The 25767-nt window shown below is 44.2% G+C and carries 22 protein-coding genes and 1 pseudogene; 9 read left to right on the forward strand and 14 right to left on the reverse strand.

What is annotated here, in order from left to right; all coding sequences use genetic code 11:
- Positions 1–14: 14 nt before the first annotated feature.
- From nuoH to VXQ11_RS11155, 7 genes are all read right to left on the reverse strand, one after another.
- Entirely contained in the window at positions 15–1022 is a 1008-nt protein-coding gene (nuoH, locus tag VXQ11_RS11125) for an NADH-quinone oxidoreductase subunit NuoH (protein WP_064096459.1), read from the reverse strand.
- Between the two features lie 3 nt (positions 1023–1025).
- Entirely contained in the window at positions 1026–3704 is a 2679-nt protein-coding gene (gene nuoG, locus VXQ11_RS11130) for an NADH-quinone oxidoreductase subunit NuoG (protein ID WP_416706049.1), read from the reverse strand.
- An 11-nt stretch (positions 3705–3715) separates the two neighbouring features.
- A complete protein-coding gene (gene nuoF / locus VXQ11_RS11135; protein WP_064096461.1) occupies positions 3716–5047 on the reverse strand; it encodes an NADH-quinone oxidoreductase subunit NuoF in 1332 nt (443 codons plus the stop codon).
- Positions 5044–5553, reverse strand: a complete 510-nt coding sequence (gene nuoE / locus VXQ11_RS11140; protein ID WP_004280775.1) for an NADH-quinone oxidoreductase subunit NuoE — start codon at positions 5551–5553, stop codon at positions 5044–5046. Before nuoE ends, nuoF begins: the two co-directional genes overlap by 4 nt.
- A 14-nt stretch (positions 5554–5567) precedes the next feature.
- The gene (gene nuoC, locus VXQ11_RS11145) at positions 5568–7355 is read right to left on the reverse strand and encodes an NADH-quinone oxidoreductase subunit C/D (RefSeq protein WP_416706050.1); all 1788 of its coding nucleotides are present in this window, start codon (positions 7353–7355) and stop codon (positions 5568–5570) included.
- Positions 7356–7446: 91 nt separating this feature from the next.
- A complete protein-coding gene (locus tag VXQ11_RS11150; protein WP_064096463.1) occupies positions 7447–8127 on the reverse strand; it encodes a NuoB/complex I 20 kDa subunit family protein in 681 nt (226 codons plus the stop codon).
- A gap of 6 nt (positions 8128–8133) precedes the next feature.
- Positions 8134–8679 (reverse strand): NADH-quinone oxidoreductase subunit A, encoded by a 546-nt coding sequence (locus VXQ11_RS11155; RefSeq protein ID WP_064096464.1) that lies wholly within the window; start codon positions 8677–8679, stop codon positions 8134–8136.
- 573 nt (positions 8680–9252) lie between these two features.
- On the opposite strand from VXQ11_RS11155, the gene VXQ11_RS11160 reads away from it, so the two are divergent.
- Positions 9253–9609 (forward strand): hypothetical protein, encoded by a 357-nt coding sequence (locus VXQ11_RS11160; RefSeq protein ID WP_064096465.1) that lies wholly within the window; start codon positions 9253–9255, stop codon positions 9607–9609.
- 66 nt (positions 9610–9675) lie between these two features.
- On the opposite strand, the gene bfmS is transcribed toward VXQ11_RS11160, so the two are convergent.
- Positions 9676–11349 carry a sensor histidine kinase BfmS gene (bfmS, locus tag VXQ11_RS11165; protein WP_064096466.1) on the reverse strand — a complete coding sequence of 558 codons (1674 nt, stop codon included), beginning with the start codon at positions 11347–11349 and terminating at the stop codon, positions 9676–9678.
- A gap of 42 nt (positions 11350–11391) precedes the next feature.
- Positions 11392–12108 (reverse strand): response regulator transcription factor BfmR, encoded by a 717-nt coding sequence (gene bfmR, locus VXQ11_RS11170; protein WP_004280782.1) that lies wholly within the window; start codon positions 12106–12108, stop codon positions 11392–11394.
- Between the two features lie 567 nt (positions 12109–12675).
- Here bfmR and VXQ11_RS11175 point away from each other — a divergent pair.
- The 4 genes and pseudogenes from VXQ11_RS11175 to VXQ11_RS11190 all read left to right on the forward strand — a co-directional run.
- Positions 12676–15513: a ribonucleoside-diphosphate reductase subunit alpha gene (locus VXQ11_RS11175; protein ID WP_416706051.1), complete on the forward strand. Its 2838-nt coding sequence runs from the start codon at positions 12676–12678 to the stop codon at positions 15511–15513.
- A 129-nt stretch (positions 15514–15642) separates the two neighbouring features.
- Entirely contained in the window at positions 15643–15771 is a 129-nt protein-coding gene (locus VXQ11_RS11180) for a hypothetical protein (protein ID WP_416706052.1), read from the forward strand.
- 140 nt (positions 15772–15911) lie between these two features.
- A complete protein-coding gene (locus tag VXQ11_RS11185; protein WP_416706053.1) occupies positions 15912–17195 on the forward strand; it encodes a ribonucleotide-diphosphate reductase subunit beta in 1284 nt (427 codons plus the stop codon).
- Positions 17196–17520: 325 nt separating this feature from the next.
- Positions 17521–17721 (forward strand): annotated as a pseudogene (locus VXQ11_RS11190) (hypothetical protein); the annotation flags it as partial.
- Between the two features lie 121 nt (positions 17722–17842).
- Here the strand turns inward: VXQ11_RS11190 and VXQ11_RS11195 are convergent.
- Both VXQ11_RS11195 and VXQ11_RS11200 read right to left on the reverse strand, forming a co-directional pair.
- Positions 17843–18232, reverse strand: a complete 390-nt coding sequence (locus VXQ11_RS11195) for a hypothetical protein (protein WP_064097122.1) — start codon at positions 18230–18232, stop codon at positions 17843–17845.
- Between the two features lie 53 nt (positions 18233–18285).
- The gene (locus VXQ11_RS11200; protein ID WP_416706054.1) at positions 18286–18747 is read right to left on the reverse strand and encodes a hotdog fold domain-containing protein; all 462 of its coding nucleotides are present in this window, start codon (positions 18745–18747) and stop codon (positions 18286–18288) included.
- Between VXQ11_RS11200 and VXQ11_RS11205 the strand changes: the two genes are divergently transcribed.
- Positions 18746–19516 carry a TetR/AcrR family transcriptional regulator gene (locus tag VXQ11_RS11205; RefSeq protein WP_416706055.1) on the forward strand — a complete coding sequence of 257 codons (771 nt, stop codon included), beginning with the start codon at positions 18746–18748 and terminating at the stop codon, positions 19514–19516. The two genes, VXQ11_RS11200 and VXQ11_RS11205, sit on opposite strands and share 2 nt — an antisense overlap.
- Positions 19517–19796: 280 nt before the next feature.
- Here VXQ11_RS11205 and arsC read toward each other — a convergent pair whose 3' ends face one another.
- Entirely contained in the window at positions 19797–20225 is a 429-nt protein-coding gene (gene arsC / locus VXQ11_RS11210; protein WP_416706056.1) for an arsenate reductase (glutaredoxin), read from the reverse strand.
- Between the two features lie 83 nt (positions 20226–20308).
- Between arsC and VXQ11_RS11215 the strand changes: the two genes are divergently transcribed.
- From VXQ11_RS11215 to arsH, 3 genes are read left to right on the forward strand one after another with little or no spacing between them, the layout of a single operon-like run.
- A complete protein-coding gene (locus VXQ11_RS11215; RefSeq protein WP_064097118.1) occupies positions 20309–20626 on the forward strand; it encodes a metalloregulator ArsR/SmtB family transcription factor in 318 nt (105 codons plus the stop codon).
- 10 nt (positions 20627–20636) lie between these two features.
- Positions 20637–21677, forward strand: a complete 1041-nt coding sequence (gene arsB / locus VXQ11_RS11220) for an ACR3 family arsenite efflux transporter (protein ID WP_064097117.1) — start codon at positions 20637–20639, stop codon at positions 21675–21677.
- Positions 21678–21681: 4 nt separating this feature from the next.
- Positions 21682–22386 carry an arsenical resistance protein ArsH gene (arsH, locus tag VXQ11_RS11225; RefSeq protein WP_064097116.1) on the forward strand — a complete coding sequence of 235 codons (705 nt, stop codon included), beginning with the start codon at positions 21682–21684 and terminating at the stop codon, positions 22384–22386.
- A gap of 147 nt (positions 22387–22533) precedes the next feature.
- Here arsH and VXQ11_RS11230 read toward each other — a convergent pair whose 3' ends face one another.
- On the reverse strand, positions 22534–23124 hold the full coding sequence (locus tag VXQ11_RS11230; protein WP_064097115.1) for a DUF4142 domain-containing protein: 591 nt from the start codon (positions 23122–23124) through the stop codon (positions 22534–22536).
- A gap of 291 nt (positions 23125–23415) precedes the next feature.
- A complete protein-coding gene (locus VXQ11_RS11235) occupies positions 23416–25530 on the reverse strand; it encodes a TonB-dependent receptor (RefSeq protein ID WP_064097114.1) in 2115 nt (704 codons plus the stop codon).
- Positions 25531–25767: the final 237 nt, after the last annotated feature.

The raw sequence follows: 25767 nt of genomic DNA on the forward strand, positions 1-25767 counted from the left end.
TGTTCTCCCTGCCCTTACCACAAGATAACCGCGCCAGTTACCAACAGGTTAACTAGAGCTAATGGCAAGCAAATTTTCCAACCAAAGTTCATTACCTGGTCATAACGTGGACGCATTAATGAACCACGCGCCAGTACAAACATCATTACAAAGAAAGCTGTTTTGATAATGAACCAGAATGCTGCTGGAAGGAACGGAATATCAAGGTTGAATGGCGCAAGCCAGCCACCAAAGAATAGAGTCACGATCAATGCAGAGATCAGTACCACGTTAACGTATTCCGCAACGAAGAACATCCCCCATTTCATACCGCCATATTCGACATGGTAACCTTCCGCCAGTTCCTGTTCCGCTTCTGGTTGGTCAAATGGATGACGATGCGTTACCGCCACACCCGCAACCACAAAAATCAGGAAGCCAAGGAACTGAGGAATCACAAACCAGACGTCTTTTTGTGCTTCAACGATTTCACGCATGTTGAATGAGCCGGCAATTGCCACCACACCCATGAGTGAGATACCTAGGAACACTTCATACGAAATAGTTTGAGCTGCAGAACGCAAACCGCCCAATAAGGCATATTTGTTGTTGGATGACCAGCCACCGAACAGGACTGCATAGACTGCAATCCCTGCCATTGCCATAAAGAACAACAGGCCGATGTTCATGTCTGCAACACCCAGATACGGTGAAACAGGAATAACCATGAACGACAGCACCGCAGTTGCCATCGCAACTGCTGGCGCCATCCGGAAAGTCAATTTGTCAGCAAATTTGGGGGTCCAGTCTTCCTTGAACATGATTTTCAGCATGTCGGCAACAATCTGGAACATACCGCCCGGACCAACACGGTTCGGACCGTAACGGTCTTGCCACAAGCCGAGTAAACGACGTTCAATAAAAGACATCAACGCAGCGATCAGTACCACAACCAGCAAGATCACGATCGCTTGAATGACTGAATAGGCGATTGGCCAGTTTTCAGCCCACAGCGGCGTTTGACGGATTAATTCTTGTTCCATGAATTACGCTCCTACCGCGACTGAAACAGGCTCTGCAAGAGATACCGTCGGTGCCAGACCGATTGGGTAACCAATATAACCTGTTGGTAAGTATTCGATTACTTGTACAGGAAGAACAATCGACGTTTTACCTGCTTTAACTGTAATCCGCTGACCATCTTGAACATTCAAGCGAGCAGCATCCTGTTCACCTACGGCAAATACCGGCTCAGGAATACGGGTTTCCATCGCTGGTGTTTTTACTGTGAATTCACCTGAACCAAAGATATGGTGCATTGGTACCAAACGGAAGCTCTCAGCATTCACCAAAACAGGTGCCGGTGCAACAAAACTGCGCGCTGGACGTTTTGGTAAACGGTCGAATAGACGAACACCTGAATCACCACCTTTCAAGTGACCACCCACTTCATTCTGGTACTTATTCCAAGCTTGTGGAGAGTTCCAGCCTGCAGACCAGGCAAATGGAATCAGTGGAGATGGTGTTTCATTACCCACATAACCTTCCATAGAGAATGTTAATGCAGAATCGATATCGGTTGGCTGTTTCGGCTCGTGGACAGACAATGGCGCACGCATCGAAGTACGGCCTGAGTAACGACGTGGTTCACGTGCCACTTTCAGACCATGTACACGGAAGCCCGCATCAGGTGCAACATCCAGAATGCCTTCCAGCGCTGGAATGTTTTTTGCCACTGACTCGATCACGTCATCCAGCAAAGTCCAAGAAATCGCTTTGCCTTTCACGCCTGTTTCCAGAGCGTGTAACCAGCGCCAAGATTCTTTAATCGCCAGCTCAGGATTGTAGTAGCTTGGGTCATACACTTGGTAGAAACGTTGTGCACGGCCTTCTTGCGATACAACCGTACCATCACCTTCCGCGAAGCTTGCAGCAGAAAGCACAATGTCGGCTTTTTTCACTGTTTCAGTTTCAGAGTGATCCAGTACGATCACTTCTTTACCTGCAAGTGCAGCATCGACCTGTGCAGCAGGAAGACGACGGTAAAGGTCATTTTCAACTACGATGACAGTATCGTAATCTTGTGCAAATGCTTGCTCCAGGCTTTGACCACCAAAGATTGCCATACCCATCGAGTTCACTTCAGGAACCGTCAAGGTCAAACCGGCATTACCCAGATTCTGTGCAACTTGTGCCGCAGCTTCCATAATGGCAGGATCTTGCAGGCTTGTACCCGAAATGATCAGTGGTTTCTTGGCAGCTTTTAAAGTGTCCGCAATCGTTTGTGCAAATGCTTTCGCGTCATCGTCTAAACCAAGGATGCTCTCACCTTTCACGCCTGCCGCAATCGCAAAACCTAAACGCGCGATGTCGTTTGGCGACGCAACCACTTCCCCTTCAGCAACATCAGACAAACGGGTTTGAGTCGCAGCCAGAATGTAAATCGGAGATTTGGCATCTTGCGCAATACGTTGTACCGGTTCAGCCAGCCATTCTTGGGTACGGCGCTCTGCTGCCATCTCTTTGCCTTTATTTTTCGCAGCCTGGCGAACAGATAAGGCCATACGAGGTGCAGTTTGAGTCAGGTCTTCACCCAGAATCAGTACAGCATCATAGCTCTCAATTTCACGCATGTTAGGGTTGTATACACCCTCGGTTTGCATGATAGAAGCAGCCAGTTCAACCAGGTTTTGCTCTTTTTGAGACAGACCGGTTGAGAAGCGATCTTGACCAACCAGCTCAAGAAGTGCGTAGTTCGATTCAAGAGATGCTCGCGGTGAACCAATACCCAGTACTTTTTTGCCCTGGATATTTGCAATAACCGTATCGAGTGCTGCATCAACTGAAACAGTTTCAACAGTAGCACCATTACGGAATTGTGGCTGACGTGGACGGTCTGCACGGTTCACATAACCAGTACCGAAACGGCCTTTGTCGCATAGGAAGTATTGGTTCACTTCACCATTAAAACGGTTTTCTACACGACGAAGCTCGCCATAACGCTCACCCGGAGAGATGTTACAGCCTGAAGAACAGCCCTGGCATACGCTTGGCGCATACTGCATGTCCCACTTACGGTTGTAGCGTTCAGAGTGAGTCTTATCTGTGAATACCCCAGTCGGACACACTTCAGTCAGGTTACCCGAGAATTCAGACTCTAAGGTGCCTGATTCTGGACGACCGAAGTACACGCGTGATGCGTTGGCATACACGCCAAAGTCGGTACCACCTGCGTAGTCTTTGTAGTAACGCACACAACGGTAGCATGCAATACAACGGTTCATCTCGTGCGCAATAAACGAACCAAGTTCCTGGTTGTAATGCGTACGTTTGGTGAAACGGTAGCGACGACGGTCATGCTGTGTCATTACAGTCATATCTTGTAAATGACAGTGACCACCCTCTTCACAGACGGGACAGTCGTGCGGGTGGTTGGTCATCAAGAATTCAACAATCGAAGCGCGGAAATCCTTGGCTTCTTTGTCTTCAATCGAGATGTAGGTATTGTCTGCTGCAGGTGTCATACATGACATGACCAAACGACCACGCGTATCTTCTGGATTCGCGTACTGGGTCACGGCACATTGACGGCAAGAGCCGACAGAACCTAAGGATGGATGCCAACAAAAGTATGGGATATCAATGCCAAGACTCAAACATGCTTGTAGCAAGTTTTCCGAGCCGTTGACTTCATACGATTTGCCATCGACATGAATTGTAGCCATAGTCGAATTCCTTAAGCTTGTTCTACGGAGCTAACTTGAGCGGCGGCATTGATGACCTTCGCTTCAAATTCACCACGGAAATGTTTGAGTGCACCCATAAGCGGCTCCATTGCACCAGGAGCATGCGCACAGAAAGTTTTACCAATCCAAAGCTTACGAGTCAGTTCTTGTAAGTGATCGATATCTTCTTTCTTACCTGTGCCATCTTCGAGTGCTTTTAGTGCTTTCACAGCCCAAGGCAAGCCATCACGACAAGGTGTACAGAAACCACATGATTCACGTGCAAAGAATTCTTCGAGGTTACGTGTCGCTGAAACCATACACTGGGTTTCATCAACCACCATGAGCAGACAGGTACCTAAACGTGAACCTGCTTTCATGATGCTTTCCGCATCCATAGGAAGATCAATATGCTCGGCAGCCAAGAAGTCAGTTGATGCACCGCCTGGTAACCATGCTTTCAGTTTCAAACCGTCGCGCATACCACCAGCGTGTTCTTCAATCACTTCACGCGCTGTTGTACCAAATGGCAGTTCCCATAAACCCGGGAATTTCACCTTACCTGATGCACCATAAATCTTGGTGCCCGGATCTTTCGACTTACCCGCAGACAGGTTGATATACCATTCAGGACCGCGCAGCATAATAGCTGGCAAGTTATTGTAGGTCTCTACGTTGTTGACAATCGTAGGACGACCCCAAGCACCTGCAACCTGTGGAAATGGCGGTTTAGTACGCGGGTTGGCACGGCGGCCCTCAAGCGAGTTAATCAATGCAGTTTCTTCACCACAGATATAACGGCCCGCACCGGTATGCACATGCAACTCGAAGTTCCAGCCAGTACCGAGGATGTTGTCCCCTAAGTAGCCTTTGGCACGAACTTGCTCAAGTGCTTCATTTAAGTATTTTGCAGCTTCGATGTACTCGCCACGGATAAAGATATAACCATGGGTCGCTTCCAGCGTATAGCCTGCAATCAGCATACCTTCGATCAATTGATGAGGAAGATCTTCCATCAGCAAACGGTCTTTGAAGGTACCTGGTTCCATCTCATCGGCATTACAAATCAGGTAACGTGGACCCGAGTTGTCATTTGGCGCCATCAATGACCATTTGATGCCTGCCGGGAAGCCTGCACCACCACGACCTTTTACAGTCGCTGCCTTAACCACTTCCAATACATCTTTAGGCGACATAGACAGGGCTTTTTTAAAGCCTGCATAACCTTCCAGCGCTTCGTAATCATCAGCATTACGAACGTTGGCCTGCTTGCTTAAACGCCAGGTAAGCGGATGAGTTTCCGGGTTACCGTCACCATAAATTGGTTTTGGTTCAGTATTCATACATACTTCTCCAACAGCTGTTTCACCGAAGTCACTTCAACCAGACCGTGCGTGTCTTCATCAATCATTAAGGTTGGACCTTTGTCACAGTTGCCCAGACAACAAATTGGCAACAAAGTGAAACGACCATCTGCAGTCGTTTGACCAAACTGAATGCCTAATTCGCGCTGGAATGCTTCTGCCAAAGTTTCCGCACCCATCAGGAAACACGCAATCGAGTCACATAACAAAATTACGTGACGACCGACCGGCTGACGGTAAATACGGTTATAGAACGTCGCTACACCTTCCAGATCTGCAACGCTCATGCTCAGCATTTGTGCGATGGCATTCATTTGCGCATCATCTACCCAGCCATTACGGCGTTGTACACACTTCAGCGCATCCAGACACGCTGCACGTGGGTATGGATAGTGCCCCATGTGATGTTCAATATCGTGAATTTCGTCCGCAGTCAAAATTCCTTCAACATTCACACGTGGCTTTTTATCAGTCAAAATCATCATAATGCGTTTACCCCTTAGCGATCCACGTCAGCCATTACGACGTCAATGGTCGCTAAATAAATGATTAAGTCAGACATTAGGCTGCCGTTAATCACAGAAGGCATTTGCTGTAAATGCGTGAAGGTTGGTGTACGGATACGGGTACGGTAACTCATGGTTGACTTGTCTGAAGTCAAGTAGTAGTTCGACGCGCCTTTTACCACTTCTGCCATCACAGATGCTTCACCTGCCGGCATTACAGGACCCCAAGACACGCTCAGGAAGTGCGTAATCAAGGTTTCAATATCTTGTAATGTCTTGTCTTTTGGTGGTGGAACAGCCAGTGGATGGTCTGCTTTATACGCACCAGACGGCATGTTGTCTAAGCATTGCTTGACAATTTTTAGTGATTCTTCGATTTCACGGAAATGCACCATAACACGTGCATATGCATCGCCTTCGTACTCTAAAGGCACGTCGAAGTCGTAGTTTTCATAACCGCTATATGGACGGTATTTACGAACGTCGAAATCAATACCTGTAGCACGCAGACCTGTACCCGTTACACCCCAAGCCAATGCAGATTTCGCATCGTATTGCGCCACACCCTGGGTACGCCCCATAAATACCGAGTTGCGTAAAGCAGCCTTGTAGTATTCATTCATACGTTTTGGCATCCAGTCGAGTAAATCTCGAACCAGCTTGTCCCAACCATTTGGCAGGTCGTGGGCAGTACCGCCAATACGGAACCATGCCGGGTGCATACGGTAACCCGTAATCGCTTCTACGATATCGTAGACTTTCTGACGGTCGGCGAACATGTAGAACACTGGCGTCATACCGCCGGCATCCTGAATCGCGGTACCAATAAACAGCAAGTGGTTATTGATACGGAACAGTTCCGACAACATGACACGGATACACTGGGCACGGTCAGGTACAGTAATACCCGCCATTTGTTCCACGCCCATCACATAAGGCATGTTCTGTGCACAGCCACCGAGGTAGTCGACACGGTCTGTATACGGAATGAATGAATGCCAGGTTTGACGTTCAGCCATCTTTTCCACACCACGGTGGTGATAACCGATGTCAGGCACACAGTCTTTAACTTCTTCACCGTCCAGCTGCAAGATCACACGGAAAGCACCATGCGCAGATGGATGGTTCGGACCCAGGTTCAGGAACATGAAGTCTTCGTCAGCATTGCCGCGCTTCATACCCCAATCTTCAGGAACGAAACGAAGATGTTCCTGTTCGTAGTCCTGTTTGGCTTTATCTTGCAGATACGGCGTATATTCGGTCGCACGCGCAGAATATTCTTTACGTAGCGGATGACCTTCCCAATAGGTTGGCAACAAGATACGACGGAGCATTGGATGCCCTTCGAAATTGATCCCGAACATATCGTAAGCTTCACGTTCGTACCAGTTGGCATTTGGCCAGATATTGGTTGCCGTTGGAAGATTCAAATCGCTTTCTGCTAAGGCAACTTTAATACGAATGTCAGTATTACGCTCGAGCGACAACAGGTGATAGAACACGGTGAAGTCAGACGCAGGTAAACCGTCGCGGTGCGTACGCAGACGCTCATCTACCGCTGACAGGTCGAACAACATCACGTAAGGACGTGACACTGTACGCAAGAACATTAAAACTTCTTGTACACGTGCGCGCTCAACCCAGACTGTCGGAAAATCCTCGAAAGTCGTTTGCACAAAGAAGTTCTCACCAAATTTGGTTTTGAGCTCTTCAATGATCGCAAATGCTGGGCGTGAATCAACAGGCGTTGATTCTGGCATAGCAATGTCAGTTTCAGCCATTGGCTTGGCTTCCTATTTAATACAAATTCAGTCAACCTAAACGACAACTACACCCATAGCGGGTGCACAACAAAAAAACCTGTCGTTTAAATTATTTAATTTCATCCATAGAGCGTAAGTTTTTCACAGCAACACGCTGGTCTTTCTTACGGTCACGTTCCGGCATCATCTTTGGCTTATACACTGGCTTAAGATCATCACCGATTACCGCAGAAAGCGGACGTCGCTCTAGTTGAATCTGGTCTTGCAACAGCATCAATGCCTGAATTAAAGCTTCAGGACGTGGTGGGCAGCCTGGAACATACACATCCACAGGGATGATTTTATCCACACCTTGTACAACCGAATAGATGTCGTACATACCACCCGAGTTGGCACATGCACCCATAGAAATAACCCATTTCGGTTCAAGCATTTGTTCATACAAACGTTGAATTACTGGTGCCATTTTTACGAAGCAGGTACCGGCAACGATCATCAAGTCGGCCTGACGCGGTGAAGCACGAATAACCTCTGCACCGAAACGTGACAGGTCATGTACGCCTGTCAAAGTCGTCGCATACTCTACGTAGCAGCAAGATGTACCAAAGTTAAATGGCCAAACTGAGTTTTTACGCCCCCAGTTGACTGCTGTATGTACTACATCCTCTAAGCGAGTCATGAATACATTTTTATTCACTTCTTCTTCTAGCAACGGATCTTCTACAACAATGCGTTCCTGAAGTGGATATTGATCAGCATTCGGATTCGCACGGGTTAATGTATATTTCATCCCGTATTACTCCTTATCAGATAATTGAGCTTGTGACTTTTTCACAAAACCAGATGATTGAGCCGGGATTTGACCCGTAGGATCCATCACCAATTCTTCAACCGAGTTGAAACGCGTAATTTCTGCAAGATCCATATTTGGCGAACCAATCTTAGCTTTAATTCCTGCTGCCTTACGTCTGTCTGAAGGTGCCCAATTGAGAGCGCCTGTCGATAATTCGTAAATCAAACCAACAAGTAAAACTAAAATAAAGATAGCTGCAGTTGCAAAACCAATCCAACCCACTTCACGAACAGAAACTGCCCATGCATATAGATAAAGTGCTTCCAAATCAAACACTACGAAGAATATTGCAACTAAATAGAATTTTGCAGACAAGCGGATACGAGCTCCACCTGCACTAACTACACCTGACTCAAACTGCTCCTGCTTGGCACGGCCCCATGATTTACCCCCAAGGAGTAACGGGACAGTCAGCATAAAGACGCATAAAAATGTAACGCCGATCACGAAGGCAATAATTGCCCATTCGTATGGAGTAATAGCACTCATGCGGGGATAACTCCTGGCAGGCCTATTTATTAACAAAGAATGTATGTATTGGCCTTCAAATACACCATACACAAAATTAATCCCGCCAATTGTACCTGATTTATGATTTCACTTGCTAGTTTATAAGCCTTAGTCTTTGGGATGATTTTTTAAGCATTTCAGCATTTAATTTCACTTTCATCACCCAGAACCCGCTTTTATCGTTTTATTGAATAAAATTCTAAATTTTTATTTATTTTTCTATAAAAGGAGATGCAAAGCCACTCGCATTCCGATTTGCAGCACTCCTAGCCATTTGTTTAGATATAGTCCTTTTATCAATCAAATCCAAGTCCAATCTGATTAAAACTTATTACAGGATTCCAAAATCCCGACCAAGCTTTAATTCTCTTACAGGCTCTTCAGCTGAATATGCAGGTTTAACATCTATTTAACGTTCATCTGCTCTAGCGTAATGTTAAACAAGCATTTGTGTCTTTTTGCAACACACTCAACAGACTGATTCAGAATATGTTATTTGTATTTCTTAGTTCCCATTATGACTTTATAAAGTAACAATAAAGGAGTCCCTGCATGTCTCTGCATTATGCCCATAAACCAAATTATTTTTTATATGCTCAATTAATCGTTCGACATATCCAAAATTACGTCCAGAAAAACCAGAACACCAGCCAGCTTGTTTTTGAATTAAATGAGATTAATGCACTATTTCAGGATGATTTTGCGTCTGTCAGCGTCAATCTGGATGGAATTATGAATATCGCTGATGAATATAAAGTCGAAACCCTATCAGGCGACCAGAAATTGATTCAGCACTATAACGTCGATGTGAAAAATGCCCAACTGCTGATCGATTGCAACCCTGAAGCATTACAAAGCTTAAGAGATGGAAAGCCACTCATTGAGCCAGATGCCACCATTCAAGAGTAAATTACTACCCATAAAAAACGATGCATCAGCATCGTTTTTTATGGGCAAGATATTATTTACATCGTATTAAACTGAATGATCACTGCTTTCCTCAGTCTTTTTTTCCAGCAACTTGCGTTTATTCTTTTTCACATAACGCTGTGCCGGCCAGGTCATGATAAAACGTGCACCGCCCAAGGTTGGACTTTGATCCACCTGAATGGAACCACCAAACCAGTAGGCAATCCGGCTGACAATGGATAGACCCAAGCCATAACCACCTGAAGCACGGGTGCGACTATCATCCAAACGGGCGAAGGCTTCAAAAATACGGGCACGATCTACTTCCGGAATTCCGGGACCGTCATCTTCCACACACACATAGGCCTGGCCGTCCTGATCCAGACCACCGCTGATTAATACCTTATTATCACAATAACGGATGGCATTCCCCACCAGATTCTGAATCACGCGATGCAGATAACGACGCTCCGCCTCGACTACTACAGCCACAGGCATTGGGTGTAATTCAATAATTTTATGGGTTTTCAGTGCTTGGGTTTCCACCATCACCTGATTCAGCACGTCATACAGATCAATCTGCTCAAACTCAATCGATGGCATACCCTGTTCCAGTTTGGCATAGGTCATGATCTCATCAATCAAGGTATTCAGCGCTTCAATATCCTTATCAATCTGCTCAACCTGTTGCAGACGATACTCGTAGTCATCTTCATCTGCCATCATTTCCACACCAAAACGGATCCGTGCCACTGGTGTGCGCAATTCATGCGAAACCGCACGCATCAACTCCCGCTGCGCTTCGATCAAGCGCTGGATATGGTCTGACATATTGTTATAACTGGAAGCCAGTGTAGACATCTCATCACTACCATCCACCGGAAGACGCAATGACATATTCCCCGTCTTCATCTTGTTTAAGGCATAGCTCACTTCACGCAGCTTACGCTGCATCGGAACCAGAAGGCCATAAACACCCAAACTCAGTACAAACAGGCTTAATAAGGTAATACCGGTCGCCAACTGGAATGGCATCCAGTTAAATAACGGTACTGGCCCCATGACCAAGACCTGGGAGGTCGAGCCTGGAATTGGCGAAATAATTGAAATGGTCGTACCACGAATAGAAGCATTATCGCGGTATAAAATAATACTGTGATCCAGACGCAAACGTCCGATCTGCTCGGAGTCCAAAGGCAGAGATTGAACATTTTCAATGGAAACCGGATAGGAGAAATAATCCTGAATACGCGCAAGGTATTCTTTTTCCTGACCCGGATAATAAACCAGATAATCCAGAATAAAGACCGCCAAGGCCTTCATCTGGCGTTCAGTGATGTTGTCAGCCTTTATATAAAGGTAATGATCCGGATCATCACGCAGTCCCACCACAATATAAGCGATACCGGACTCGGCATCCCAGCGCACTACAGCCTTTCGATCAGCAATACGTCTCGCTTCAGCACGGGTAATATCTACCTTGCTGGCATCTACATAATGAATGGGCAACTCCAGCAGATCAGAGGCATCAGAAATCCAATCCATCTTCTGCTGGAGATTTGGCTGGCGCGCAACTCCCTCACTGATGATATATGCCATGCCATCAGTCAGGGATTCGCGATATTCTTGCGCACGCTGATAGTTGATAATCTGTACCAACAAATAGCCGAACACCGCCACCAAGACGACAAGGATGACGAGTCCTGCATAGATACGCAAAAATATACTGTGTTTAAACACCTATAATTTATCCTGCTTGTTCAAGCAAAAAACCACATTTGCTTAAAGTCCATTAGTCTCTTTAACGAAAAGATAACCTTTACTACGTACTGTTTTAATACGCTTCGGATTTTCTGGATCGTCACCAATTTTTGGACGGATACGCGAAATACGTACATCGATTGAACGGTCTTGACCGTCATATTCAATACCGCGCAAACGTTCGAAAATATCTTCGCGGGAAAGGATACGACCCGCATTCGATGCGAGCAACCACAACAGGTCATATTCTGCGCTGGTAAAATCAACCAGATCGCCATTTAGGGTTACCGAACGCCCGCCATTGTCGATCACCAGATCATCAAATTCGATACGCTGTGCCACTTCATCTTCAGGCACCTTGTCCGTACGACGCAGCAATGCGCGGATACGCGCCAGCAATACACGCGGCTGAACCGGTTTAGCAACGTAGTCATCTGCACCCATCTCCAGGCCCAGAACCTGATCCATGTCTTCAGTACGTGCCGTCAACATCAAAATCGGTTGATGATAATGTGGACGTACTTCACGGCAAATAGTCAAGCCATCCGCACCTGGCAACATCACATCCAGCACCACCATATCTGGCTGTTCAGCAATAATCCGACGAATGGCACGGTTGCCATCCGGCTCTACCCCCACCTCAAGTCCGTTACGGATGAGGTATTCTTGCGTTAAACGGGCAAGACGCTCGTCATCTTCAACAATTAAAATCTTGGGTAACTTTTCTTCTTGGCTCATGTATTGCCCCTTATATGGTGGATCTACGCTATAGGCGTATCCTTTTGAAATCCAATAGATACGTTTTTAATATGCTTGCAATATACACACGTTTACATTGTAAACAAGATGGCGTTCACCAAACTGATACATCAAGATAGCATTTTGTAATATTTTATCGTGCATTTTTTGGGCAGTTGTGCTTGAAACAGTGGCTTAGATCTGAATTGGGGCTTACACAACTATTACATGAACAAAATATGACTGCTTGATTGAGCGCTTTTTAGTTATCCACAATGTTATCTATAAGCACTTTCTTTGGACTTTGTTATGCTATGCCTTGCCTGATAAGGCTTATACAAAAATCAATAAAAATAGCGATATTTTTGCAATGATTAAAGCACAACTAAAGAAAAATATTTAGCTGAATGTCAATATTGATCTACCCTAAATTTTCCCGTATCTTGTGTTCAATTAATTTTAAAACCACTAGGTCTTGTGTTTATTCCTCAAATACTGTGGCACGAATTTTGCCCGGTTCAAACGGTCCATAAACATAAAAATAGATGACAATGGAGCTATGCTAACATGAGCGTAATCACTTCAACTCCTGGTCAACTTCAGGTGATTAAACGCACCGGTGATGTTGCCGCTTTTGATGCAGAAAAAATTTCTGTCGCAATTGGTAAAGCATTTTTGGCGGTTGAAGGCCAACAAAGCGCTGACTCGAGCCGAATTCATGATCGTATCGAGCAACTGACGGAAATGGTATTAAATACCTTTAAACGTCGTTTACCTTCTGGCGGAACGATTCATATTGAAGAAATTCAAGACCAAGTTGAACTTGCGCTAATGCGTACGGGCGAACAGAAAGTTGCACGCTCATATGTTATTTACCGTGAACAACGTTCTGAAGCGCGTAAACAGTTAGGTGCGAATCATCACCCGACGCTACAAATCACTGATGCTGAAGGAAAATTAAAACCATTAGATCTCAGCGAGTTGACTGCGACTATAGAAAAAGCTGCTCAAGGTCTGGAAGGAATTGATGTTCAGGCGATCATCGATGAGACCGTGAAAAACCTCTACAACGGTGTAAAAGAGTCTGATATCTCTACCACCATGATGATGGCGACCCGTACCCGGATCGAACAGGAACCAAACTATACTTATGTGACTGCACGTCTGTTGCGTGATGACCTAGTAGCCACCGGTTTAGAGTTTTTGGGTCTTCCGACAGACACCAATGAAGGCGATGCGCTTGAAACTTTCCTGAAAAAAGGGATCGAGCTTGAGCTGCTTTCTCCAGAATTGCTGAACTTTGACCTGGCCAAACTGGCTGCAGCGATTCAACCGGAACGTTCAAACCAGTTCACCTACTTAGGTCTGCAAACCTTATTTGACCGTTACTTCATCCATTCAGATGGCGTACGTTTCGAACTTCCGCAATTGTTCTTTATGCGTGTTTCTATGGGCTTGTCGCTCAATGAAGAAAACCGTGAAGACCGTGCAATCGAGTTCTATAACCTGTTGTCTAGCTTCGACTACATGGCCTCTACGCCTACCCTGTTTAACTCAGGTACGCTTCGTCCACAGTTGTCTAGCTGCTACTTGACCACGATTGATGATGACCTGTACGACATTTATGGTGCAATGCGTGATAACGCAATGCTGTCTAAATGGGCAGGCGGTTTAGGTAATGACTGGACACCAGTTCGTGCCTTGAACTCATACATCAAAGGTACTAACGGCAAGTCTCAAGGTGTTGTTCCGTTCCTGAAAGTAGCGAACGATACAGCTGTTGCGGTTAACCAGGGTGGCAAGCGTAAAGGTGCAGTATGTGCATACCTGGAAACCTGGCACCTGGACATCGAAGAATTCCTTGAACTGCGTAAGAACACCGGTGATGACCGTCGTCGTACCCATGACATGAACACTGCGAACTGGGTTCCTGACCTGTTCATGCAACGTGTATTCGAAGATGCGGAATGGACTTTATTCACGCCTTCTGAAACGCCTGATCTGCATGATTTGACTGGTGCTGAATTCGCTGAGCGTTATGCACACTACGAAGCGATTGCCAAAGAAACAAACATGTTGCACAAGAAAATCCGTGCAAAAGATTTGTGGCGCAAAATGCTGTCTATGTTGTTTGAAACTGGTCATCCTTGGATCACATTCAAAGACGTATGTAACCTGCGTTCACCACAACAACACGTAGGTGTGGTGCACTCTTCTAACCTGTGTACAGAAATCACGCTGAACACCAGCAAAGAAGAAATCGCGGTATGTAACCTGGGTTCAATCAACCTGGTACAACACGTTCAAGGTGGTGTGTTAGATCGCGAAAAACTGGCGCGTACAGTAAAAACTGCGGTTCGTATGCTCGACAACGTGATCGACATCAACTACTACGCTGTTCCACAAGCGCGCAACTCGAACCTGAAACACCGTCCAGTCGGTATGGGTATCATGGGCTTCCAGGATGCGTTATACGAAATGAACCTGGCTTATGGTTCTGATGCTGCGGTTGAGTTTGCTGATGAATCGATGGAAGTGATTTCGTACTACGCGATTTCAACCTCAAGCGATTTGGCTGTTGAACGTGGTACATACGAAACATTCAAGGGTTCATTGTGGGATCAAGGTATCCTGCCAATCGACTCGCTTGATCTGGTTGCGAAAACTCGTCCTGAACGCATGTTCGAAGTCGACCGCACTCAACGTCTGGACTGGGACACTTTACGTGCCAAAGTTCAAAAAGACGGTATGCGTAACTCGAATGTGATGGCAATTGCTCCGACTGCTACGATTTCAAACATTTGTGGCGTGTCTCAATCTATTGAGCCAACCTTCCAGAACCTGTATGTGAAATCAAACCTGTCTGGTGAATTCACCGTGATTAACCCGTACCTGGTACGTGCGTTGAAAGAACGTGGTCTTTGGGATGCGGTAATGGTCAACGACCTGAAACACTTCGAAGGTTCTGTGCAAAAGATTTCCCGTATTCCTGAAGAGCTTAAAGCCATCTTCGCGACTGCGTTTGAAGTTGAAACTCGCTGGATCGTGGATGCTGCATCACGTCGTCAAAAATGGATCGACCAAGCGCAGTCTCTTAACCTTTACATCGCTGGTGCAAACGGTAAGAAACTGGACATCACTTACAAGATGGCTTGGTTACGTGGTCTTAAGACGACTTATTACCTTCGTGCATTGGGTGCAACGTCTGCTGAGAAATCAACAATCAACACTGGCGCATTGAACGCAGTTAAACCTGCAACTGTTGCGGCTCCTGTTGTAGCAGCAGCTCCTGTCGTTGAAGCGCAAAAACCTGAAGCTCCTGCAGAGGAAGAAGGTTTTGCTCAAGCGGCTCCAGTGCCAATGGCATGTTCAATTGACAATCCTGATTGTGAAGCTTGTCAGTAAGCTTCGCTTGACCTCCCCTAACCCCTCCTAAAAGGAGGGGGATCACAGCTCAGTCATCTGACATGTGAAAGTCCCTCTTTTTAAAAGAGGGATTTAGGGAGATTAAAATAACAAACAAAGGAAACCTCAATGCCCCATATGACCCACAACTACATGTTAGGACTTGCGGCATTGCTGATTTCCTTTGGTATTACCTTTTACGCGCCACTTGCTTATTTCTGGTTCAAAGTTCGCCAGCAGCGTAAGCAAAATAAGTAGTGGGGATTGTGCTTATGTATAAATTCACAGCATTCATCGACAAAACTTAATTTTGCTTAAACAAATTGAGCGTATAGTAAGACATCTCAGCACTGCTGAATGTCTCATAAAAGATATAAAGCAACGTAGAGAGAATTGATATGTCTATCCTAAGTTGGGACGATTTCGAAGATGATTCGCAAAAACCGGCTGCACCTGAACAGCAGCCTGCGCCCGTCGAGCCGCAAAAAGCGACTAATTCACAGATGGTATCTGATGCAGGCAACGCATCGCCGGATGTGGCAGCTGCACAACCCCTTAGAGCCACTCAAAACCGAGGATCAAATCCAACCGATTCGCTGGCAAGAGCATCTGCTTCCCTAGATCAGCTTGATGTTGCTCCAGGCCTTGAAGAGCTTGAAATGGGTGCGCAACGTGTACAGGTTGACGACAAGGCGATGATCAACTGTCGTGCAGACTTGAACCAGCTTGTACCGTTCAAATACGAATGGGCTTGGCAGAAGTATCTGGACGGATGTGCAAACCACTGGATGCCACAAGAAGTCAACATGAACCACGACATTGCGCTGTGGAAGTCTGAAAATGGCTTGACTGAAGATGAACGTACCATCGTGATGCGTTCACTTGGTTTCTTCTCGACTGCCGATTCACTGGTTGCAAACAATCTGGTACTGGCGATTTATCGTCACATTACCAACCCTGAATGCCGTCAGTACATCTTGCGTCAGGCATTTGAAGAAGCGATTCACACGCATGCTTACCAATACTGTATCGAGTCTTTAGGCATGGATGAAGGCGAAGTCTTCAACATGTACCGCGAAGTACCGTCAGTGGCACGTAAAGCGGCATGGGGCCTGAAATATACTCAGTCTTTAAGTGATCCTACTTTCAAAACTGGTACCCCTGAAAACGACCAGATCCTGCTTCGCAACCTGATCGCGTTCTACTGTGTACTTGAAGGGATCTTCTTCTACTGCGGTTTCAGCCAGATCCTGTCGATGGGCCGTCGTAACAAGATGAATGGTGTTGCCGAGCAGTTCCAGTACATCCTGCGTGATGAGTCAATGCACCTGAACTTCGGTATCGATATGATCAACCAGATCAAGATCGAAAACCCAGGTCTATGGACGACTGAACTCCAGGAAGAAATCATTCAGATGATTCTTGAAGGTACGATGCTGGAAATCGAATATGCACGTGATACCATGCCACGCGGTGTACTTGGCATGAATGCTGGCATGATGGAAGAATACCTGAAGTTCATTGCTAACCGTCGTCTGGCGCAGTTAGGCTTGCCTGAACAGTTCGCTGGTGTGAATAACCCGTTCCAGTGGATGTCAGAAATGATGGACTTGCGTAAAGAGAAGAATTTCTTCGAGACGCGCGTAACAGATTACCAAACTGGCGGTGCGTTAAGCTGGTAATTCATAAAAACATCACGCAACACATAAGTTGTCATTTACGACTCATAGTTTGTCATTGAAAAAACCGCCAATACTGGCGGTTTTTTCATTTCAACAGAAACAATAACTACCAATAAAAGCTTTAAATTATATATAGATATAAAGCGCTCAAAAGACTGAAATACATACACAACCCAGTAGAAATTAGGCAAGAGAATATTTAGATGTCAAAAGATAAACGCCAAAGAATTAGGAATGAAATCAAGATAGCCTATATAAAAAAGAAATTATCTCTACTCCCCAGACAGTAGATGACCTTATTTATTAGAAGCTCATTCCATGAGAGGAACTCAGTAAAGTACTTAAATTGAAGGAAGTCTATATGACAGGTAGTGAAGCTAGTAAGTTACTGGGAATGAGACATTCACATATAACGAACCTACAAAAATAAGGTTTAATTCACCCTTATTATCTTGGTAAGACTAATTCAAAAATTAGGCTGTTTAAAAGAGATGACGTTATACGTATCAAAAATGAGAATTCTTAATTCATTAAGAATTCTCATTTATCAGCGGCTATATGACCTTCTAACAACTAAAAGAGAATCGTTTGGGATTTCCACTTTTATTTTTATCTGTATATCATTACCTCTTTAAAAATGAGATCTATTATCCTTGTGGAATATTGGCAACAGTGCCGCTATTTTTATTCAACTTATTAATATATAAGAAAAAATATGGAAAACCAATTAATATGTTCGGTAGAATCGTATAAAAAACATGTTTAGTCCCAATATAATGATGAATGAAAGCATAGAGGATCATCAGTGAACCATAGGGAACAAATGCCGAAACAATAAATTTATAGGGCGCAGGAACGTTTCTGTAAGTAAATTCAACTAAACCCGCAACCAAATAGCCGCCGATAAAACTATTTACAGCTTGTGTAAATGCAGAAAGCCAAACATTATCAGCACTATAGTTAATATAATACGTCAAAATACCATAAAGTATTGCAGATAAAAAACCTGTAATCAGCATTCTAGTTTGAGATGTCATCTTCTTAAAACTCCAAGTTATTATTTTGATGGATCATGAATTAAAAAGCTAAATCACGCCTTTTTCGCCGATATCCACATGGTAATGGTTGCTTTAAAGACAATTTCATCAAGCTGATCTTTGACTTCAATATTGACCTTATATTCACTCGGTTTGGTTAAATCCATTGTTGTTGCAGGTGTGGCCGTTGCGACCAATCCTGTTGTCGCCTTTTTCAGATATTCAACCGTCATATCCTTCGGAATCCAGCGATGCGTAGACGGTACTGTCACTTCGGTCATCGTACCGCCTGAGAGCTCGGCCATATTGCACATTGCAATGGCATGTACGGTGCCTAAATGGTTTGTGACTTTTCTAGATTTTGAAATACTGACTTTACAAAACTCAGGTCGCAATTCCTCAAATTTTGGACTGATACTTGCAAAGTAAGGTGCTTTAAGACATAACGCTTTCGAAAATGCCCATTTCCCGCCAGGTTTAGATGACAGTTTTTCCCATATATTCAGTGTGCTCATGACACATCCTCTTTTTTATCATCAATTTTTTAAATTAGAATTATGTTCTGTTTTTGAGTTTTATTCTGTTTTAACTAATTGTCAAGTGACTGATAATTCATTTAAGATTCTGTTTTCTTCAAATTCTGTGTGTGAAATGAATACCATTGCTATTTTTGAAAAGCACTACGCTGGAAGACGAAAACAATTAAAAAAAGAAATCTTAATAACAGCATTACAGCTTTTTAATCAAAATGGTATTGAAGCCACGACCATTGAGCAAATCAGGGAAAATTCTGATACCAGTGTTGGAGCGATTTACTATCATTTCGGTACAAAAGAAGGAATTATCGCCAATTTATATTTTTTAGCATTAGATGATCAGGCGATTGAAAGAGAAAAATATTTTAAAAATATCAATAATATAAAAGAATTCATTTTTGCAATTGTCCATAGCTATCTTGATTGGATAGAACAAAATGTAGAACTTGCGAGATTTCAAATTACTGCCCGATATTATGTTTCTACGAGTACATATGAGGATGAATTGACTGAAAAGAATAAGACAAGGAATAAAGCAATTTTTCAGCATTTAAAGTCTGTATATTCAATGGAAAAACTCGAGAAATTACAGTTAAACCTAATCGTTTCATTAATATTAGGTTCCGCTGAAAATTATGCAAAACTATGGCTACTAGAAAAAATTTCTGAGAAACCGTCCAAATATAGAAATGAATTTGCTCAATCAGCCTGGTTATCTGTTGAACGTTTTTTTATAACAGATCAATAATTTTCTACCTTGTTTTGGATCTTGAGTCTAAAAAATTATTTATCAAAAATAATATTGGTTGAGTCTTCTTAAACTCATAACGACATCGGTTGAGTCGCAGTATAATGTCATTATGGTTCGTTAGAAGAACTAAGACATTGATTTAATTATCAAGCGAATGACAACTTATGTATCGTTTGACGCTTAAAATCACACGATATCTGTCATTTTAACTTTTAAAAAAAAGCCACCCTCGCGGTGGCTTTTTTATGATCTGATTGATCTTCTTAAATTCTGGAATTTATTTCAACCGTTTCCCTGCTTCATCAATAATCAGTTGCCCGTCTTCTTTGCTAAACGCTGCGCGCTGCGGAGCAGAAAGAATATCTAAAACAACTTCTGATGGTCGACACAATCTCACACCAAGTTCAGTCACCACAAATGGACGATTGATCAAAACCGGATGTTGCAGCATAAAATCAATCAGTTGTTGATCTGTCCAATGGCTGCTTTCCAGGTCAAGTTCTTCATAGGGCTTTACATTTTTACGAATCGCTTCACGTACCGACAGACCCGCATCCTGAATTAACTGAATCAGCTCCTCTTTGGTCGGCGGTGTTTTCAGATATTCAATCACCATTGGCTCCTCACCGGTGTTACGGATCAAGGCCAAGGTGTTTCGAGAGGTTCCACATTCAGGATTATGATAAATCTTGATCTTTTGAGACATGAGTTTTCTCAGTGTATACACAATATTGCTTTTATATACGGATATCCGTATATTCGCAATAGTAAATATATCAGGATATCGTGATGCACCAGACCGATTTTTTCAAATGTCTTGCCGATTCAACACGTTTAGATATTTTAAAGCTGGTCATGGCCAAACAGAATGTCTGCGTCTGTGAATTCACAGAGCAATTAAATCTGAGCCAGCCCAAAATCTCCCGTCATCTGGCCTTATTGAGAAATCTGGGCGTTTTGCTAGATCAACGCCAAGGGCAATGGGTTTATTACCGTTTAAATCCTGATTTGCCGGTCTGGGCAAATGAAGTATTAAAAGTCATCGCACAAGATCCAGAAATTCAAAAGTTAAAATCTACCATTTCATCACCTTGCGAATTATCCTGAGCCCAATATCATGTCTGCTTCAAAAATGTCATTCTTAGATAAGAATCTGACCATCTGGATTTTTATCGCCATGCTGCTGGGGATCGGGATTGGGGTTTTCTTTCCTCAAGCTTCAATTACTTTAGACCGGATGAGTATTGATTCGGTCAATATTCCGATTGCCATTGGTCTGATTATCATGATGTATCCACCACTTGCCAAAGTGGACTATGCCACCTTGCCGCAGGTATTTAAGGATAAACGCACACTTACCCTATCTCTGGTTCAGAACTGGCTGATTGCACCCTGCCTGATGTTTGCATTGGCGCTGATTTTTCTGCAATCCTATCCTGAATATATGACGGGTGTCATCCTGATCGGCTTGGCGCGTTGTATTGCCATGGTGCTGGTCTGGAATGGTCTGGCTTGTGGCGATAACCAGTATGTGGCCGGACTGGTGGCATTTAACAGTATTTTCCAGATCCTGTTTTTCAGTAGCTATGCTTGGCTGTTTTTGACCTTCTTGCCGCCTTATTTTGGTGTGGAAGCACAGGTGATTGATGTCAGCTTCTGGACGATTACCCACGCGGTTCTGGTTTATCTGGGGATTCCATTTTTGCTGGGCTTTTTGACACGTTTGATTCTGGTCAAGCAAAAAGGTCTGGAATGGTATCAAACGAAGTTTATTCCAAAAATCAGTCCGCTCAGCCTGCTGGCTTTGCTGTTTACCATTGTCGCCATGTTTAGCCTTAAAGGCGGTGATGTGGTCAGCCTGCCACTGGATGTACTCAGAATTGCTATTCCCCTGACCATTTATTTCATTGTGATGTTCTTTATCAGCTTCTTTATGAGCAAGTGGATGGGCAATGATTATCCTAAAACTGCGGCCATTTCTTTTACCGCTGCCGGTAATAATTTTGAACTGGCGCTGGCGGTTGCGATTGCCACTTTTGGTCTCGCGTCCCCTGTGGCATTCACCACCGTGATTGGCCCTCTGGTTGAAGTTCCGGTTCTGATTGCGCTGGTCAGCGTTTCATTATGGCTAAGAAAAAAAGTGTTTAAAGAGGCATAACCCGATGGATCTCCCGAATATCAATTTGAATCTGCTAGAAACACCGACGCTGGACAAAGTTCAGGCCAAAGCACTGGATCATCCACCCCGGATTTTGCTGCTGTATGGTTCAAACCGTGAACGGTCCTACAGCCGGCTCGCTGTTCAGGAAGCGGGCCGGATACTGGAATATTTTGGCGCCGAAGTCAGAATCTTCCATCCCAAAGGATTACCCTTACCTGAGGATGCAGATACGAGCCACCTTAAGGTAAAAGAACTGCATGAACTTTTGGCCTGGTCAGAAGGCATGGTCTGGTGTTCACCGGAACGTCATGGTTCGATGAGTTCGATTCTAAAAGCCCAAATTGACTGGATTCCTCTGGCAGCCGGTGCAATTCGTGCGACTCAAGGCAAGACGCTGGCCGTGATGCAGGTTTGTGGTGGTTCGCAATCCTTTAATGCAGTGAATCAGTTGCGTGTTTTAGGACGCTGGATGCGGATGATCACGATTCCAAATCAGTCTTCTGTACCGAAAGCTTTCCTTGAATTTGAAGAAGATGGTCGCATGAAACCATCACCTTATTACAACCGCATTGTGGATGTGATGGAGGAACTCTACAAGTTCACTCTACTCACCCGCGGTCAGTCTGCTTATCTCACCGATCGATATTCTGAACGGATGGAAAGTGCCGAAGAATTATCAAAGCGGGTAAATCAGCAGACAATCTAGTATTTTCCAGATTCTTTCGATTCATCTTTTAAAAACCTCTATATTAAAAAATCCCGCTTAAAAAGCGGGATTTTTTATAAAGCACAATTAAGGGAAAAGTCTGGCATGATCAATGCCAGATTTCCCAATCAAAGGATGAGTTTCAAGTTATTTCATCTTGGCAACGATCTGTTCAGCCTTTTTCAGATGCGCAGCGACCGCAGTACGGGTTTGGGTCAGCATATTTTTTAATTCTGCATTTTTAGCATTCGGAATCAACTGCTTGTCTAGCATGGTCACTACTTTACGATGAACTTCTACCTGACTGGTCATATAGTCTTTATCCGGAGTAGCTGATCGACTCAGCATAGTCACCATCTTGTCGCTGTCATTTTGCAATGATGTACTGATACTGCTTGTTTGTGGCTTCAGATTTAAACGATTTGCCAGGGCCTGAGCTTTTTTCTCATTGGCTGTATGATCAGTAATCATCATTTGTGCATAATTACGGGCTTCTTGCGTTTTCAGTTTTGGCAATGCGGTTTTAGCCTGCTTAATCTCACCATTATTGGCTGTGCTTAATACCTTGATCACCTGACCTTCAGTCAAATTTACACGACTGTCACTCGATACTGCAGAATGCTGCTTCCCAGCGTGCGTAGCTTGCTGGTTCATTGCCATCGTCTGGCCTGCAGCAAAGATTAATGCACCACTGACCGCAACACAGTTCATCATCTTCTTCATTTGAATAGCTTTCATAATGGCACCCTTTAACGTTTTATCGATTAAATTTGCCTTTATAAAGTAGGTGAATTACCTGAAAAACAGTATAAGGTTTGAGTTGTTTTTTTAAGCAAAATATAAAGTGTTTATTAAGTTAGGCAAAGACTGTTGGTGATTAGTTCATTTATTTGATATTTGCAAAAAACTACGTTATTGGACGCTTGCATATAAGTATGACAAGCACTAGTGGTGAGCAAGATTTAAAAAAATCCCGCTGATATAACGGGACCTTTTTATTTTTAATTTAGGAACAGTGAACCATCTGAATTAAAATTCTTTTGTCACACTCAGACCAGCGCTCCAGTTCCGCCCTTCTGCCGGCTCAAAGAAACGGCTATTGCTTTCATTGACAATCACCGAACCAGAATAATCTTTATCAAACAGGTTATCGACCCGTGCAAAAGTATTCACTGACCAATCCGGCATTTTCCATTGATAACCCACATTGGCGCCAGCGACCGTGTAGCTTGGTGCAGTATCAGAATTTAAATCATTCACATAAATCTTGTCGCTATAACGAATATCGAGTCCAATGTGTAGACCATTATCTGGTTTCCAGCCCAGACTTAAAAATGCCTGATTTTTGGCAATCCCTGGAATATAGTTCCCGTCTGTAATGGCAGGAACAGTACCTATAGCAGGAATATCTGCATCAAAAGTGGCATCAATATAGCTATAGCTGGCTTGTGCAGTCAGATCGCGCCACAGGTTTTTGTTCCAGGAGAGTTCCACACCTTCTCTTAAAGTTTTATCGGCATTACGGAAAGTAGAGCGACCATTGTCACTCCCTGCAGAAACAATGTCATTCTTCGTCCTGGTCTGGAAGGCTGCTACGGTGACATCTCCCCACTCACTGGCAGATTTCAAACCGACTTCATAGGTTTCGCTTTCCGCTGCTTTTAAACTTAAGCTGCGGTTTTCAGCAGTATTTGCAGGATAAGACATTTCGGTAAATGTTGGGGTTTCAAAGCCTTGGGCATAACTGGCATAGGCCATCAGCTCAGGTAAGATTTTCCAGCTTAATGCTAAAGATGGCAATAATTTTTGATAATCGGTTTTGCCTGAATTATCGCCATTGGAAAGGAATTTATCTTCAGACTTAAAATGCACATTGCTATAACGCAAGCCGGCATCCAGCGTCCAGTCTGGCAAGAATGCATAGGATGCTTGCAGATATGGATCAAGATTCCACAAGCGATTGTCTTCATCCCGGCGAAGTTCACCTTTTACACCCAAGGTATTGCCTGAAAAGTTTTGATAGCCTTTACGGTCTTCGGTCATGGTATCCACGGCGATACCGGCAATCAGATTAGCATTTGGCAAAATATCTTTAGCTGTCCAGCGCAGGTCAGCACCGTAGAAATGACGGTCAAAATCAATTACGCCACCGGCATGATTGACTCCACTTTGTGCTGTACGCGGAATTGACTGATATTGGGTAACTGCACGCTGTCCCCAATAGGCCATCCCGTAGAGTTCATGCTGATCATTAATCGGTTTATTCCAAGTCATCCCGGTTTGTAGCTGTTCGATTTCTTTACGCGCATTATATAAAAGGACATTCGTAGCGACCTGTTTAGGATTGGCTTGCCACTGTTCGCGAGTCAACCCACCGGGATCATCCGCAGCAATTTTAACGTAATTATTAATCCAGTTAATTTTAGAGCCGTCCTCCAGGTCCCAAGTCAGCTTGGCATTGCTCAGGACTTTATGCGCGCCGCTATGATCCCGGAAACCGTCGGTATCAAAATAGGACGAACTGATCATATAGCTCGGCTCATTGGCATTTTCTGAACCGCCTTGCAAAACTAGCTTGGTCTGCCCTTTATTTTGACTGCCGGCAGAATGACCCAGTTCAATCGAGTCGGTACCTTGCCCCTCTCGCGTGGTGGTTAAAATCGTTCCCCCGGAAGAGTTGCCATACAGTGATGAAAATCCACCACCCAATACTTCAATATGGTCCAGACTGTTCAAATCAATATTCGAGGTTTGTCCCTGTCCATCCGGCATTGTTGCAGGGATTCCATCCACATATAAACGTACACCCCGTACACCAAAACTGGAGCGCGCACCAAAGCCACGCATCGAAATTTGCAGGTCCTGAGCATAGTTTTCACGGTTATTTAACTGCAGTCCTGGAACACCTTTTAATGTTTCCGAAAGGTTCACATTCAGGCTGTTCTCTGGTTGTGCCTGCTCCAGATAATAAACCGATGCAGGCGTGCTCAACTTCTCCCGGTCAGTTCGGGTCGCCTGCACAATAATAGGCGCAAGTTTTTGCACTTCTGTAGCAGTATTTTCAGCATACAGCGTCTGGCTCATACAGGCGATTAAACAGGATAATGTGGTTTTTACAGGGAGATGTCGAAATTGATGCTGCATATTTTGTAGGTTCCAGTTATCTCTATGACTTAGAAAACTCATAAGCTGCCGAAGCACATCACATGATTAATTCTATAAGCCGGTTTGATCTTCAATGATCAGTAGATCGAGTTTGCTTGATCAGATTACAAGTAGAAATTTTAGTTTTAAGCTGCGTGGTCAATAGAAGTCACCTATCAAAGCAATTTATCAAAATCTTTGTTTACTTCATTCAATATCGTGCAGCCCACATGATTT

Origin of the sequence: Acinetobacter sp. 197 (genome assembly GCF_048148385.1) — a bacterium.
GTDB classification, from domain to species: Bacteria; Pseudomonadota; Gammaproteobacteria; order Pseudomonadales; family Moraxellaceae; genus Acinetobacter; species Acinetobacter pecorum.